14 protein-coding genes are annotated in these 13,795 nt (G+C 69.3%); 9 read left to right on the top strand and 5 right to left on the bottom strand.

The window, feature by feature from the left end; all coding sequences use genetic code 11:
* Positions 1-54: 54 nt before the first annotated feature.
* Positions 55-741, bottom strand: coding sequence for a TetR/AcrR family transcriptional regulator (locus ACSYDW_RS03695; RefSeq protein ID WP_438337360.1), 687 nt, complete (start codon positions 739-741; stop codon positions 55-57).
* Between the two features lie 187 nt (positions 742-928).
* Between ACSYDW_RS03695 and ACSYDW_RS03690 the strand changes: the two genes are divergently transcribed.
* Entirely contained in the window at positions 929-1,387 is a 459-nt protein-coding gene (locus ACSYDW_RS03690; RefSeq protein ID WP_438337359.1) for a hypothetical protein, read from the top strand.
* A gap of 78 nt (positions 1,388-1,465) precedes the next feature.
* Here the strand turns inward: ACSYDW_RS03690 and ACSYDW_RS03685 are convergent, their stop codons facing one another.
* From ACSYDW_RS03685 to ACSYDW_RS03675, 3 genes are all read right to left on the bottom strand, one after another.
* On the bottom strand, positions 1,466-3,007 hold the full coding sequence (locus ACSYDW_RS03685; RefSeq protein WP_438337358.1) for a DHA2 family efflux MFS transporter permease subunit: 1,542 nt from the start codon (positions 3,005-3,007) through the stop codon (positions 1,466-1,468).
* 101 nt (positions 3,008-3,108) lie between these two features.
* Complete coding sequence (locus ACSYDW_RS03680; protein WP_438337357.1) at positions 3,109-4,104, bottom strand: PhzF family phenazine biosynthesis protein; 996 nt, start codon at positions 4,102-4,104, stop codon at positions 3,109-3,111.
* Positions 4,105-4,164: 60 nt separating this feature from the next.
* Positions 4,165-4,722 (bottom strand): AMIN-like domain-containing (lipo)protein, encoded by a 558-nt coding sequence (locus ACSYDW_RS03675; protein ID WP_438337356.1) that lies wholly within the window; start codon positions 4,720-4,722, stop codon positions 4,165-4,167.
* A 175-nt stretch (positions 4,723-4,897) separates the two neighbouring features.
* On the opposite strand from ACSYDW_RS03675, the gene ACSYDW_RS03670 reads away from it, so the two are divergent.
* From ACSYDW_RS03670 to ACSYDW_RS03655, 4 genes are all read left to right on the top strand, one after another.
* On the top strand, positions 4,898-6,004 hold the full coding sequence (locus ACSYDW_RS03670; protein WP_438337355.1) for a mechanosensitive ion channel family protein: 1,107 nt from the start codon (positions 4,898-4,900) through the stop codon (positions 6,002-6,004).
* Positions 6,005-6,127: 123 nt separating this feature from the next.
* Positions 6,128-6,649, top strand: coding sequence for a hypothetical protein (locus ACSYDW_RS03665; protein WP_438337354.1), 522 nt, complete (start codon positions 6,128-6,130; stop codon positions 6,647-6,649).
* Entirely contained in the window at positions 6,646-7,356 is a 711-nt protein-coding gene (locus ACSYDW_RS03660) for a response regulator transcription factor (protein ID WP_438337353.1), read from the top strand. The genes ACSYDW_RS03665 and ACSYDW_RS03660 overlap by 4 nt, the downstream gene beginning before the upstream one ends.
* Positions 7,353-8,651, top strand: coding sequence for an ATP-binding protein (locus ACSYDW_RS03655; RefSeq protein ID WP_438337352.1), 1,299 nt, complete (start codon positions 7,353-7,355; stop codon positions 8,649-8,651). The genes ACSYDW_RS03660 and ACSYDW_RS03655 overlap by 4 nt, the downstream gene beginning before the upstream one ends.
* A gap of 5 nt (positions 8,652-8,656) precedes the next feature.
* Here ACSYDW_RS03655 and ACSYDW_RS03650 read toward each other — a convergent pair whose 3' ends face one another.
* Positions 8,657-9,307 (bottom strand): YqaJ viral recombinase family protein, encoded by a 651-nt coding sequence (locus ACSYDW_RS03650; protein ID WP_438337351.1) that lies wholly within the window; start codon positions 9,305-9,307, stop codon positions 8,657-8,659.
* A gap of 204 nt (positions 9,308-9,511) precedes the next feature.
* Between ACSYDW_RS03650 and ACSYDW_RS03645 the strand changes: the two genes are divergently transcribed.
* The 4 genes from ACSYDW_RS03645 (at position 9,512) to ACSYDW_RS03630 (ending at position 13,773) form a co-directional block, all read left to right on the top strand.
* Positions 9,512-10,378: a sugar phosphate isomerase/epimerase family protein gene (locus tag ACSYDW_RS03645; protein ID WP_438337350.1), complete on the top strand. Its 867-nt coding sequence runs from the start codon at positions 9,512-9,514 to the stop codon at positions 10,376-10,378.
* 107 nt (positions 10,379-10,485) lie between these two features.
* A complete protein-coding gene (locus ACSYDW_RS03640; RefSeq protein WP_438337349.1) occupies positions 10,486-11,259 on the top strand; it encodes an ABC transporter ATP-binding protein in 774 nt (257 codons plus the stop codon).
* Positions 11,259-12,587, top strand: a complete 1,329-nt coding sequence (locus ACSYDW_RS03635) for a permease (protein ID WP_438337348.1) — start codon at positions 11,259-11,261, stop codon at positions 12,585-12,587. The genes ACSYDW_RS03640 and ACSYDW_RS03635 overlap by 1 nt, the downstream gene beginning before the upstream one ends.
* A gap of 202 nt (positions 12,588-12,789) precedes the next feature.
* The gene (locus ACSYDW_RS03630) at positions 12,790-13,773 is read left to right on the top strand and encodes a siderophore ABC transporter substrate-binding protein (RefSeq protein WP_438337347.1); all 984 of its coding nucleotides are present in this window, start codon (positions 12,790-12,792) and stop codon (positions 13,771-13,773) included.
* Positions 13,774-13,795: the final 22 nt, after the last annotated feature.

The following is a 13,795-nucleotide window of genomic DNA, read 5'->3' as shown; positions in this document are numbered from 1 at the left end:
GCCTTCCTGGTGCGTTGGTCAAGTCGTTTCGCACCAGCATACTGGAACTGAGTGTCAGGTCAAGGCACTGCGGTTCAGTGCCTCGCGGACCTGCTCGACGACGGCCTCGGTGTCAGGGGCGCCGCCGGCGACAGTGATGACCACCGTTGTCTGCTGGCTGGGCTCCGGCTCGCCGGTGGATTCGAGCGCCGGGGTGAACAGTGCGGCCAGGGCCACCAGCTCGCGCTCCAGCTCGGGGCGGCGGGTGGCTTCGGGGTGCTTGAGCCAGCGCCGCAGGTGGTCGTTGTGCACCGAGACCACGCCGGAGGCGAAGGCGATGCACAGGGCGCGCCCGTGCTGCAGGTCGTACAGGCCGCGGTCGCGCAGGTGGTTGCGGAAGGCGCGCTCGTAGCGGTGCGTGGAGACCAGTTCGCGGTCGCGCAGCGAGGGCACGTCCTGCAGCAGCCGGTGGCGCAGGCTTGCCGCCTCGGGCCGGGCGGTGTGTTGGTCGAAGACCACCAGGCCGGCGTTCACCAGGGTCTGCACCGGCCCCAGCGAGGAGGTGGCGAGCATGGTCTCCAGGTGGTGGATGATCATTTCCTGGTCCGCGAAGACCATCTCCTCCTTGGACCCGAACCGCCTGAAGAAGGTGGAGCGCGAGATCCCCGCGGCGGCGGCCAGGGCGTCGACGCTTGTGGCGTCGAATCCGTTTTCAACAAGGAGGCGCAACGCCGCGTCGGGCACGGCGGAAGAGGTGATCATGCACGCGAATGTAGCACGATGCGCCGGCCGCACCCCTGTTCCGCCGCTTCAAGTCCCGGCGATGTGGGCAACCCGATAGGCCCGGCGGCGAATCGCCGAGCGACGCACAAACCTAGCCGTGCCCCGCCGGGAAACCATAGGGTGGGAACGGAACCATCAGGCACCCCAACGACCAGGAGAATTCCCCATGGGCTTGAACATCGCCAATGCCGCGCTGCGGCTGACCGCCGGCGCCTACATCCTCAACAGCGGCGTCGGGAAGCTGCGCCTGCCCGCGGAGGCCGCGCAGGGCCTGCAGTCGATGACCGCGAACGCGATCCCGCAGGCGGGGAAGGTGGAGCCCGCTGTCTTCGGCAAGGCCGTGGCCGCCGGCGAGATCACCCTGGGCGCGATCCTGCTGACCCCGTTCATCCCCTCGCGGCTGGCAGGGCTGGGCCTTGGCGCCTTTGCCGGGACGCTGCTCGCGGTCTACCTGAAGACCCCGGGCATGACCGAGTCCGACGGCGTGCGCCCCTCGCCCGCCGGCGGGGCCATGGCCAAGGACTTCTGGCTGGCCGGCATGGCAGTGGCCCTGGTCTGCGGCCGCGGCAAGGCCAAGACGAAGGTCAAGGAAGTCGCAAAGCCGGCGAAGCCCGCCAAGGCGTAGCGCAACAAAAGCGCCGGCGGGGTGCGCAGCCACATGGCTGCGGACCCCGCCGGCGCTTTCGCGTTTCGGGTCGCCGGTTTAGTTGGCCCGGGGCTTGGAGCCCTTGCGGAACATCAGCGCCACCACGGAGGCGGCGATCGCCACCAGGCCCGGCAGCAGCAGCGACTGGCCCAGCGCCATCGAGAACGCGTGGTGCAGGAATTCGGGGACGGCGTCGCCCATCCCCGGTTCGCCGCCGGCGCCCAGTGCGATCGAGGAAGCACCGTCGGAGCCGGCCTTGGCGACTGCCGCCACGGCCTTCTGCGACTCGGCGGAGATGCGCGATTCCATCACCAGGGCGATCAGCGCCGATCCGAGCACCGCACCGACCTGGCGGGTGGTGTTGTAGATGCCCGAGCCGGCACCGGCGTCGGCCTGGCCCAGGTCGCGCGTGGCGGTCAGCGAGACCGAGGGCCAGATCATTGCCGAGCCCAGGCCCATGAACACCGGAGGGAGCAGCAGCAGCCAGAACGGGGTGTCCTCACGCAGGATCAGGCCGTAGGCGGTGATCGAGGCGCCGAAGAGGAAGAAACCCGGGACGGCGAAGTACTTGGCCTCCACGCGGGAGACGCGCTTGCCGATGACCGGGGCCAGCACACCGGCCACCACGGCCATGGGCGCGAGCATCAGGGCCGAGAGCGTCGGGGTGAGCCCGCGCACCGACTGCAGGTAGAGGATCATCGGGAAGCTCATCGCGGTGATCGAGAGCCCCATGAACGCGATGGCGACATTGGCCAGCGAGAAGTTGCGGTCCGTGAACAGGCCCAGCGGCACCAGCGGCTCGGCCTTCGTCTTGGCCTGCCACCAGATGAACAGCCCCAGCAGGGCGACGCCGGCGATGATCAGGTGCCAGGAACCGATGGGTCCCAGGAACGGGCCCCACTGGTGCCCGTTGCCCTCCTGGATGCCGAAGACCAGCAGGAACATCGCCGCAGCGCTCAGCCCCACGCCCAGCCAGTCGAAGGAGTGCGAGTGGCGCTCCAGTTCCGGAACCTTCAGCAGCACGCGCCAGATGGCGAACACGCCCACCGGGACGTTGACGAAGAAGATCCATTCCCAGCCCAGGGTGTCAACGAACACGCCGCCGAGGATCGGGCCGACAAGCGTCGCGATGCCGGCGACGGCGCCCCACAGGCCCATCGCCGCGCCGCGGCGGGCGTAGGGGAACATGCGGGTAATGAACGTCATGGTCTGCGGGCTCATCAGGGAGGCGCCCAGCCCCTGGACCACGCGTGCGGCGATCAGCGTCTCGATGTTGGGGGAGAGCCCGCACCACAGCGAGGACAACGTGAAGACCGCGAGGCCGATCAGGAAGATGTTGCGCGGGCCGAACCTGTCGCCCAGGCGCCCGGTGATCAGCAGCGGCACCGCAAAGGCCAACAGGTAGGCGCTGTTGACCCAGATCACCCCGTTGATGTCGGTGTCCAGGCCGTTCATGATCGCCGGCATGGCGGTGGAGACGATGGTGGAGTCCACCAGGATCATGAAGAACCCGATGACCAGGGCCCACAGGGCACCCCACGCCACCTTGTCTTCGGCGGCCTGTGCCGCTGCTTCTGCTTCGGTCTTGTTCTCGTTCACCGCACGAGCCTACGCCTCCGGGCGGTGCCGCGACAGGGTGTTGAGCCGCAGCTCACACCGCGCCGGGGCCACGCCCATAGGGACGCGGGGCGGCCCTGCGACTAGGGAAGATGGACGACACCCTCGATGCAGGTCACGGCGTTCCCGGAAATCCAGACGCCCGCGGAGGTGCGGTCCACGTGCAGGATCGCCGAGCGCCCCAGGCGGGTGCCCTGGCGCACCGTGTAGTTCTCCGGGGCCAGCCCGGTGCCGGTGAGCCAGATGCCGAAACCGGCGTTCAGCGAACCCGTGGCCGGGTCCTCCGGCAGGCCCTCGCCGGGGATGAAGGCGCGGACCTCGTAGTCGGCGGGCGCCCCCGTGACAACGTTGCGGAAGCGCTGGCGGGAGCGGCGTTCGTCGGCCTCGGAGACCGGGCGCAGTTCCTCGCGGGTGCCGGCCGGACGCTCGTCGGTGGCCTGCGGGTCGTAGGAGGCCGTGGGGATCCCGGCGTTGGTGTAGGGGCCGATGACCCCGACCTCCAGCCCGTTCAGGGTCTGGTAGTCGGGTTCGAGGCCCAGCACCAGGTCGGCGTCGCGCAGCAGCAGCCCGGCGAAGTTCGGGCCGTTGACCAGCCACTGGTGGGCCAGCACGTCCTCGCGGCGCAGGCCCAGCCCGGTCAGCGCCCATTCGAGCACATCGTCCTCGAGTTCCCCCGAGCGCACCAGCGGAGGTGCCTTGAAGGCCAGCCGCTCCGGGTCCGTCGGCTCCTCGCCCGGCACCCGGCGGACCTCGATCAGCCCGGCCCCGCACTGCTGGATGACGGCCGCGGGGTCCTTGGGAATCCCGCCGGCCTCGAGCCAGGCGTGCGCGGCACCCAGGGTGGGGTGGCCGGCGAAGGGCAGCTCGGTCGTGGTGGTGAAGATCCGCACGCGGTAGTCGGCGGTGGGCTCCGTGGCCGGGAGCAGGAACGCGGTTTCGGCGAGGTTTGTCCAGTTTGCGAAGTTCAGCATTTGCTCGTCGGTGAGGTCTTCACCGTTCAGGACAATTGCCAATCCGTTGCCCCTGTAGGGTGCGGAGGAAAATACGTCGACTTGCTTGTAGGGTCGGGCGATACTCATAAGAGAATCGTGGCACATGGGAGCCGGGGGCGCGCGGGCATGACGCGCGGGCGTCATGTCCTACCAGCGGTGGGTCACGTCGATCACCAGCATGGAGGTGTTGCCGGGACCGGCGAGCACGAAGGTGCGGAACGGCAGCCGTGCCCGGACGCCCAGGCCGAACGAGGTCTGGCCCTCGAAGCTGCCCAGGAACGCCACCTGCCGGAACGTGGTGTAGCCGGAGACGTTCTTCGCATGTGTCCGGTTCGACGGGTTGTAGGTCGGGGTGCCCGAGGAGTTGTAGGCCGGTGCCCGGACGATGATCCGCAGGTCGGCGGCCCCGGCGAGCGGAACCCGCCGTCCCTGGCCCTCGGTGTGGACGGCGGAGACATAACGGACGTCGTAACCGACGGCCTTGCCCCTGAAGTCGACCACCAGCCTGTCGAAACAGGCATGCCTGCCGGTGCGGAGGTTGGTGATGTGGCCGGTGCTGTGGCGGGCCGCCGATTCCGCCGAGGAACCCCAAGCGATTCCGCAATACGGGGCGGTCGATGCTGTGGCCGGTGGTGCCGCGGGTGAGATGCCGAGGCCTGCTGCGACGAGGACGGCGGCGAGCCCGGCAGCGAATTTCTTGTTCATTTCTTGCACGCTTTGAAGGGTGGAACGGATGGTGCACGCACAGGATGCGCGCATGTCCGATGCCACGCAAGGGGGTATGCCGAATTCGCGCGGCACTGCAACCTGCACGAGATATTCGCTACGCGGACGCCGGATTTTCAGGATTCACCCACGGGCATGTGACAACCTAGTGCATATGCTGCCTTTTGCCACAGGTTCCCAGGACAACACCCTCGAGGGCACTGTCGACGGCGTCCTCGACAACACCGCCGCCCTGCCCGAGCCCATCCGTCCCTGGATCGTCATCGGGATAGGCCTGGTGGCCGCCGCTGTGATCGCGATAGTGGTGTCCTACGTGGTGGCACGGGCCCTGCGGAGCAAGCCCGAGCTGGCCAAGGACGCGGCCCGCGGCCGCCAGCCCCTGTGGTGGGCACTGAACTTCGCCTTCACCAAGGTCGCCCTCGCCGTCACCGTCAGGGACAGCGAGTGGATCAGGCTCTGGCACTTCCTGCTGCTGCTGGGGCTCGTGTTGAGTCTGGCGTGGCTTGTCGTGGTGCTGCTGGGCCTGCTCGAGGACGTGGTGCTGGCCAAGTACCGGATGGACCTGGGCAACCCGCGCCGGCTGGCCAAGATGGAAACGCAGGTCGGGCTGCTGCGGCGCGTGGCCACAGCCCTGATCATGTTGCTGGCGGTCGCCGGCACGCTGCTGACCATCCCCGAGGTCCGGGCACTCGGCGCCGGCCTGCTGGCCTCGGCCGGCCTGGTCTCGGTCATCGCGGCCCTCGCCGTGCAGTCCTCGCTGGCCAACGTATTCGCCGGCCTGCAGATCGCGTTCACCGACGCCATCCGAGTCAACGACACCGTAGTGGTGGAAACCCAGCGCGGCAACATCGAGGAAATCACCCTCACCTACGTGGTGGTAGTGCTGCTGGACGGGCGGCGCATGATCATCCCCTCCACCTACTTCACGACGACGCCGTTCGAGAACTGGTCGCGCCGCAGCACCGAGATCAACGGGACGGTGCTGCTGGACCTGGGCTGGAACGCCCCCATCGAACACCTGCGCACCCGCACCGAGCAGCTGCTTGCAGCAACCGACCTGTGGGACGGCCGCGTGGGGACGCTGAACGTGACGGATGCCATCGGCGGCATCCTGAAGGTCACGATCGCCGTCAGCGCCCGCAACCCCGGGGACCTGTTCGACCTGAAGAACTACGTGCGCGAGCACCTGATCGCCGAGCTGCACCGGGACTACCCGGATGTGCTGCCCAACCCGATGGTCCCGGGCACCCCCGCGGTCTAGCACCGCACGCGTGCCCCTGCCCGGGCTGCGGCAGCATTCCGTGTCTGGTTCGTGATCTGAAGGATGCCGGACCGTGTCTTTGGACTGGAACGATTGAAGCTCCAGTCTTCCCAAGGAGTTGATATGGGTTCTAGCCCTTCCCCGAAGTCCGGCCGATGGCGGGCCATCACCGCCGGATCGCTTGTGACGGTTGCCGCGGTGTGTTTCGCCGGCTGGCAACTTTCAAGCATCGCCGTTGCCGATTCCGCGCCGCAGGCTGCCCGGCCCGCAGGCGATGCCGCGTACCTCCTGGATTGCAGCCTGAACGCGGTCAGCCAGCCCAGCACGTATTCCCTCCTGTGCGGCAACGGCACCTACGCCCTGGATGACCTTCGGTGGGAATCCTGGGGTTCGGAGGGGGCCCGGGCCACCGGGACCTACTTCGAGAAGGAGTGCGACCCCAACTGTGCCCAGGGCATGCTGAAGGGCTACCCGGTGCGGGTCGAGGCCGACGAGGCCCGGAACGCGGGAACCGCGGTGGTCTACGGGCGGCTGACCGTCCGTTTCGAGGGTGCCCGCCCGGAATGGCTGGAGGGCGGCGACAGCATCAGCTACGACGTCAGCAGCGCCGAGCGTCCGGAGACCCTGGGGTCCCCGGCCACGTGAGCAAGGCATTCATCGACCGCACGTCCCCGTCGGCCCCCGGCTCCGGGGCGCGTGTGCTGCTCGTCGAGGACGACGCGGACGTGCGCGAATCCACCCGGATGATTCTCGAACGGCACGGTTTCTCGGTGCGCACTGCCGACGACGGCCGCACCGGTTTTGCGGCGTTGAAGGCCGAAACCCCCGATGTCGCCGTCATCGACATCGGCATGCCGGAGGTGGACGGCCTCACCTTGACCCGCATGGTCCGCAGCTCGGATGCGTCGTTGCCGATCATCCTCCTGACAGCCAGGGACCTGACCTCCGACATGGTGCGGGGCCTGTCGATGGGAGCGGACGACTACATCACCAAGCCATTCGACGGTGCGGCACTCGTGGCGCGCATCCATGCCCTGCTTCGCCGCACCAGGCCGGAGGTGCGCGAGATCGAGCGGATCGGACGGATCCAGGTCGACCGCGCGGCCATGGTGGTTCGCAACGGCACCGAGGAGATCGCCCTGACCGCGACGGAATTCCGGATCCTGGAACTTTTTCTCGACCACCGGGGCCGGGTCCTGAGCCGTCGGCAGATTCTCGAGCATGTGTGGGGTGGCCAGGGGTGGACGGAGGAGAGGGTTGTCAACGTGCATATCCAACGACTGCGCGCCAAGCTTTCCGAGGACGTGATCCTCACCGTGCGCGGCACCGGATACCGGGCGATCGGCACATGAGGGACCACCAGTGGCGCACGCCCGTGCCGGCCAACAGGGGAGCGGAGCCGGTGAGATGGTGGGCCTCCCTGCGGTTCCGCACCGGGATCCTGATGAGCGTGACGTCGCTCCTGATCGTGCTGGTCTTCGGTTCGTTTGCCGTCCATTCCACGGGGGCCGGCGCCCTAGAACGCCTGCGTTCGGAGGCCGTGGCCGTGCTTACCGCCTCGGCCGCCACCTATTCCTCCACCGGCACCGTCCCGACCTCCATGTCGCTGGACAGCAAGTCCCTGCCGGCCGGCCTGGCCGAGGCCGCGCGGCCGGATACGGTAGTGACCTACTACGACGGCCACGATGTCTGGGCCGTCCAGAGCCATAACGGGCACCTGCTGTCACTGTCGATTTCCGACGAGGGCATGCGGCAGGAACTGGGAAACCTCTTCAAGGTCCTGCTCTGGGGCGCCCTGGCGGTGACCGCCCTGGCCACCATCACCGGGTGGGTGGCCGCCAGCCAGCTGACCCGCCGCATACGAACCGCGGCCCGTGCTGCCGGGCGCATCGGCCAGGGGGAACTTGGAACGCCGATCGGGGTCGACGGACGGGACGAGGTGGCGACCATGAGCCTTGCCATGGAGCAGATGGCGTCCTCGCTGGCCGCGATGATCGAGCGGGAACGGGCCCAGACGGCCGACGCCGCACATGAGCTGCGCACGCCGCTGACGGCCCTTGTCTGCTCCGCCGAACTGCTCGAGGAGAGCCGCGCGGCAACCCTGGTGCGCTCCCAGGTCACGCGCCTGCGCACCCTCATCGAGGAATTGCTTGAACTGGCCCGCCTGACGTCCGCCGACGAAGCCGCGACCCTGGTCCCGGCGGACCTGGGGTTGGTTGTCACCCGGATTGTCGCAGGCCTGCCGGAGGACAAGCCCTGCGAACTGAAGCTTGTGGAGCCGGTCTGCGTCCTGGTCGAGGAACGCCGGTTGGAGCGGGTGTTGTCCAACCTCGTCCTGAATTCCCACCGCCACGGAAGCGGGACCGTGAGCGTCACGGTGGAGGGAGCATCAGTCAGCGTCGCAGACCAAGGACCCGGCTACCCCGAGGGACTCCTGCGCGAGGGCCCGCGGCGATTCAGCAGCAGCGGCAGGTACGCGGGGTCGGGGCTCGGCCTGGTGATCGCCAGCCACTACGCCCAGTCGATGTCGGCGATCCTGACCCTGGGGAACCTGGCGCCGCGGGGTGCGCTCTCCAGCGTGGCGCTGCAGCCGTCCCCGCCGCACGGCGCGGACCCGCGTCCTCCGGTTGGATTCCGCGCGTACTGACGGGGCTACAGGCGCAGTGCGGCCGGCCCGTAGTCCTCGCGGCGGCGGGCCGCCGCGGTGCGTTGCTGCAGCAGGGCCACCAGCTGGTCGACCTTGCCGATCAGGTCCCCGATCTCCGCATCGTCGCGGTCGACCCAGCGGGTGAGCGGCTCCTCGTGCGTCGGGACGAAGTCCACGTGCGGTTCCCAGACGAAGAGCGTGCGTTCGGCACCCAGCACGTACTGCTGCCAGAAGATCTGGCGCAGGTAGCTGCGCGGGATCGACTTGAAGGGCTTGTTGGTGGTCTTGATTTCCGAGAGTTCGACGGCGCCGCCGTCCCGGATGCCCAACCCGTCGGGGGTGGCAAGGTGGATGCGGTTCTCCGCCGCGTGGAAGAGCTGCGTGGAGGGTGCGATCCCGAAGTTTTCCTGCACCCAGGCGGCGATCACCGGTTCGCGGTTCCGCCCGTGCTCGGTGTAAGGGTTCCCGCCGAAGCTCGACCCGTTGAGTTTGTCCCAGGCCGCGGACTGGATGCTGCGCGGGGTCGAGAGCTTCGCAGCGTCGGTGGCGGTGATGCCCTGGGAACGGGCCCTCAGCCAACCGATCCGGTCGGCGGAGTCCGCGACGATCCGGCCCAGGCAGGGCGCGGCGGGGGCATCAATCGGCAGGGAAGTCACCCGCCCATTCTTCCCAACAATGGCGCAATCGACCAACCGGGGCCGTGGCGCGGGGTGTTGCCGCAGCTGGCGGGCACTCTCCCGCGGGAAAGGCGCGGGGCGAACGCCGCCGGGAATGCTGCCCGGGCGTAGTGTGAAACCACAAGCGGGAGGCCGTTCCGGGTCTTGCGCGACCGCCAGGCCACAGGAGGGGAGCCACTCGCCATGGAACGCCTGATCGGTGTCAACACCTGGATGTGGACGGCCCGGTTGGGGAACGCCTCCCTACGGGAAACCGCTGCGCATGTCGCGGACCTGGGGTTCGACGCCATCGAGCTGCCGCTGGCGCAGCTCGGCGACTGGAACCCGGCGGCGGCCCGCCGGATCCTCGAGGAGTACGCGCTGACCCCCGTCCTCGTCGGCACGATGTCACCGGGGCGCAGCCTTGCCGACGCCCCGCCCGGGGAAATATCCCTCACGCAGGACTACCTGCGCGGGGCCATCGACGCGGCCGTGGAACTCGGTGCGGCCACCGTGGCCGGCCCGTTCCACGTCGAAACGGGCCGCACCCGGGCCACGGGCTACCCGGATCGGGAAACCACCTACCTGCAGCTGCGCTCCAGCCTGGCACCGCTGGTCGACCATGCAGCAGCACGCGGTGTCACGCTGGCCGTCGGGCCGCTGAACCGCTACATGACCTCGTTGCTGAACACCGTCGAGCAGGCCTTCGACGCGCTCGAGCCGCTGCTGGGCCCGGGACTCGGCCTGGCCCTGGACACCTTCCACCTGAACATCGAGGAGCGCGACATCGCCGCGGCCGTCGCCCGGGCAGTGGGGCACATCGCCCACGTGCAGGTCAGCGGCACCGACCGCGGTGCCGTCGGTGCCGACCACTTCGACTGGCCCGCGTTCCTGCACGCCCTGGACGTGGCACGGTATGCCGGACCGCTGTGCGTGAAGAGTTTCACCGGCGAGAACGCATCCTTGGCCGCGGCCGCAGCCATCTGGCGCCCGCTGGCCAGCACCCAGGACGCGCTGGCGGCCGACTCGCTGGGCTTCCTCCGGAACCTGCAGGCCGGGGGATCGCGCTGAGTGCCCTGCGGCGGGCCTGCTTCTCCACCCTAGGTAGGAGGGACGCCCCCGCACATCTCATCATCCGCTCCGATGCCCGGCGGCACGGATCCTGAAATGCTTGTGGCATGATCGACGCAAACCTCGCACCCGAAAACCCGCCGAACCCGGCAGCGACCGCTTCAACGACCCCGTCCCCGCATCCCGTGCTGATTGCCCGGGCCCTGCGCCGCGCCTACGGATCGACCTTGGCGCTGGACGGCGTGGACCTGCAGATCCAGGCCGGGGAATCGGTGGCCATCATGGGCCCGTCGGGCTCGGGCAAGTCCACTCTGCTGCACACCCTGGCCGGCATCGAGCGCCCCGATGCGGGCTCCGTGCTGCTGGCCGGCTCCGGCGGTGCCCCGCAGGACATCACCACGCTGGGGGAGGGGGAGCGTTCCCGGCTGCGCCGCGAGTCCTTCGGCTTCGTCTTCCAGTCCGGGCTGCTGATCCCGGAACTCACCGCCGTGGAGAACGTCGCGATGGCGCTCATGATCAACGGCGTGCCCCGGGCCGCAGCCCTGCCGCGCGCCACGCAATGGCTGGCGGCCCTGGGCCTGGCGGGGATGGAGGAACGGCGCATCGGCCAGCTCTCCGGCGGCCAGGCGCAGCGCGTGGCGATCGCCCGCGCCCAGGTCACCGGTGCGCGGGTGACCTTCGCCGACGAACCCACCGGCGCGCTGGACTCGGCCACCGGTGCCGAGGTGCTGGGTGTGCTCATGGACTCCACCGTGGGCCGCGGCAACACGTTGGTCATGGTGACCCACGATGCCGACGTCGCGGCCCGCTGCGACAGGATCGTGCGCCTGCGCGACGGGCGCATCATCGCCGAGCACAGCGCCGCGGGTGGTGCGAAGTGATGCGCGCCCTGTCCCTGGCCTGGCTGCTGGGCAAGCCGAGCCGCGAACGCCGCGCGCCGATGCTGCTCACCATGGGCGCCTACGCGCTGGTCTCCGCCCTGGTGCTCACCGTCACCGCCGGTGCGCTCTCCTTCACCCGCGTGCAGAACGAGACGACCGGAATGTACCTGATGCTCGCCGGGCTGGCCGTGGTCCTGCTGGTCGTGCCGCTGGCGGTACTGGGCGCCGCAGCCGCGCGACTCTCGGCCCGCAGCCAGGACCGCCGGCTCTCCACGGTGCGCCTGCTCGGCGGCACCCCCGGGCTGGTCGTGGCCATCACCGTGGTCGAGTCCGCTGCCGTTGCCCTGGCCGGGGCACTGGCGGGCACCGTGCTCTATGCGGGCGCCGCGCCGTTCGTCGGGCTTGTCCACTTCCAGGGGTCGGCGATCGGCACGGCCATGTGGCTGGCGCCGGGCGCGATGGCGCTGGTCATCGCCGGCGTCGTGCTCACCGCGGCGCTTGCCGCGGGCTTCGGGCTGCGCAGGATCATCGTCTCCCCGCTGGGCGTGCGCAACCGCACGCAGGTGCCGGCGCCACGCTGGATCCGCGCGCTGGTCGTCGGGGTGCTGGTTCTTGCCATCTACCAGGCGTTCTCGATGATGGCGGCGTTCCAGTCCCTGGCGATCATGGTGGCGGTGCTGCTGGGCGGCTTCGCGCTCGGTCTCGGCGCACTGAACCTGGTGGGCCCGTGGGCGGTGGGGCTGATCGGCAAGGCCAAGCTCAAGCGTGCCGAAAGGCCGGAGCAGTTGCTGGCCGCCCGCATGGTCCTGGAGAACCCGGCGCAGGCCTGGCGCCAGGTCTCCGGCGTCGCGATGACCTGCTTCGTCGCAGTGGTCGGCGGCAGCGGGGCGGCGCTGATGCATGCCGCAGCGGGCGAGTCCGACCCCGGCAGCCCCGACGCGCTCATCGGCGCGGACGTGATGACCGGAGTGCTGATCACCATCGCCGTCTCCTTCCTGTCGGTGGCCTGCTCCACGGCGATCACCCAGGCCGCGGCAACCCTTGACCGGGCCGACCTCTACGCCGGCCTGCACATGCTCGGCGTCGAACGCGCCACCATGGAGAAGGCCCGCACGGGCTCGGTCATGGCGCCGGTCATCGGCGTCGGGGTCGGCTCGATGGTTGTCAGCGGCGTGTTGGTGATGCCGCTGGCGGGCCTGGCGATGATCATGGCACCGCTCTCCGTGGCCGTCATCCTGGGCACGCTGGTGGCGGGCACCCTGGCCGTGCGCGGCGCCGTCGCGCTGACCTCGGCCGGCGGCATGCTCAAGGTCGGACGCGCCGGCTAGCCGCGGGGTCGTGCGGATTCAGGCCCGTTGACTTGGTCGGATGCGACGGCCGCGAGCGCGGCGCCGGGAACCGTCGGCCGGGCGGTGTGAGCCGAATAACATCACCGCCGCTGCTCGGAATCAAGTGAGGCTAGGCTAAGCTGAAACGCGAACCAGTTCAGTTGAGCGGCTGCCCCGCGGCCGCAGGATCGTGAAGGAAGTTATGTCCTCCCTGAAATTGCGCCTCGGCGCCCTCCTTGGTGTCGCCGCCCTGGCACTGACCGCCTGCGCCCCCTCGACCGAGGCCCCGGCCGCCGGCGCCACCGGCTCGGGCAGCACCGTCACCATCGAGGACAACAACGGCTCGCAGACCATCAAGCTGCCGCTGAAGTCGGTCGTGGCGACGGACAACCGCACCTTCGAGACCCTGGATTCCTGGGGCGTGAAGCTCACCGCCGGCGCCGTGTCGCTGATGCCGGGCACCATCGGCTACAAGACCGACTCCTCGATCGTGGACCTGGGCAACCACCGCGAACCGAACCTCGAGGCCGTCGTCGCCGTGGAACCGGACCTGATCGTCAACGGCCAGCGCTTCGCCGACCACGCCGAGAAGCTCGGCACCCTGGCACCGAACGCCACCATCCTGAACCTGGATCCGCGCGAGGGCCAGCCACTGGATGCCGAGCTCAAGCGCCAGACCACCGCGCTGGGCGAGGTCTTCGGCAAGCAGGCCGAGGCCAAGAAGCTCAACGAGGACCTCGATGCGGCCATCGCCCGCGCCAAGGCAGCCTACAAGCCGGGCGAAAAGGTCATGGCAGTGATCACCTCCGGCGGCGAGATCGGCTACGCGGCACCGGGCAACGGCCGCACGCTCGGCCCCGTCTTCGACATCCTGGGCCTGACCCCGGCACTCGAGGTCAAGGACTCCAGCACCGACCACCAGGGCGACGACATCTCGGTCGAGGCCATCGCGGCCTCCAACCCGGACTGGATCCTGGCCATGGACCGCGACGCAGCCGTCGCCGCCGACGACCCGGCCTACAAGCCGGCCAGCGAAATCCTGGACAGCTCCGAGGCGCTGAAGAACGTCTCGGCCTCCAAGGACGGCCACATCGTCTACATGCCGGCCGACACCTACACCAACGAGGGCATCCAGACCTACACCGAGTACTTCAACTCGCTGGCCGACGCCTTCGAAGGCAAGTAACAATTACATCCCCCAAGGCACC

Source organism: Paeniglutamicibacter selenitireducens (assembly GCF_051550675.1).
Taxonomy (GTDB): Bacteria; Actinomycetota; Actinomycetes; order Actinomycetales; family Micrococcaceae; genus Paeniglutamicibacter.
Note: the sequence above shows the minus strand (reverse complement) of the source record. Positions and strands in the feature narration are given on the sequence as shown.

Coding starts and splice junctions, on each gene's coding strand:
- ACSYDW_RS03695 (WP_438337360.1), bottom strand. CDS start 741: ATGATCACCTCTTCCGCCGTGCCCGACGCGGCGTTGCGCCTCCTTGTT.
- ACSYDW_RS03690 (WP_438337359.1), top strand. CDS start 929: ATGGGCTTGAACATCGCCAATGCCGCGCTGCGGCTGACCGCCGGCGCC.
- ACSYDW_RS03680 (WP_438337357.1), bottom strand. CDS start 4,104: ATGAGTATCGCCCGACCCTACAAGCAAGTCGACGTATTTTCCTCCGCA.
- ACSYDW_RS03675 (WP_438337356.1), bottom strand. CDS start 4,722: ATGAACAAGAAATTCGCTGCCGGGCTCGCCGCCGTCCTCGTCGCAGCA.
- ACSYDW_RS03670 (WP_438337355.1), top strand. CDS start 4,898: ATGCTGCCTTTTGCCACAGGTTCCCAGGACAACACCCTCGAGGGCACT.
- ACSYDW_RS03665 (WP_438337354.1), top strand. CDS start 6,128: ATGGGTTCTAGCCCTTCCCCGAAGTCCGGCCGATGGCGGGCCATCACC.
- ACSYDW_RS03655 (WP_438337352.1), top strand. CDS start 7,353: ATGAGGGACCACCAGTGGCGCACGCCCGTGCCGGCCAACAGGGGAGCG.
- ACSYDW_RS03645 (WP_438337350.1), top strand. CDS start 9,512: ATGGAACGCCTGATCGGTGTCAACACCTGGATGTGGACGGCCCGGTTG.
- ACSYDW_RS03640 (WP_438337349.1), top strand. CDS start 10,486: ATGATCGACGCAAACCTCGCACCCGAAAACCCGCCGAACCCGGCAGCG.
- ACSYDW_RS03635 (WP_438337348.1), top strand. CDS start 11,259: ATGCGCGCCCTGTCCCTGGCCTGGCTGCTGGGCAAGCCGAGCCGCGAA.
- ACSYDW_RS03630 (WP_438337347.1), top strand. CDS start 12,790: ATGTCCTCCCTGAAATTGCGCCTCGGCGCCCTCCTTGGTGTCGCCGCC.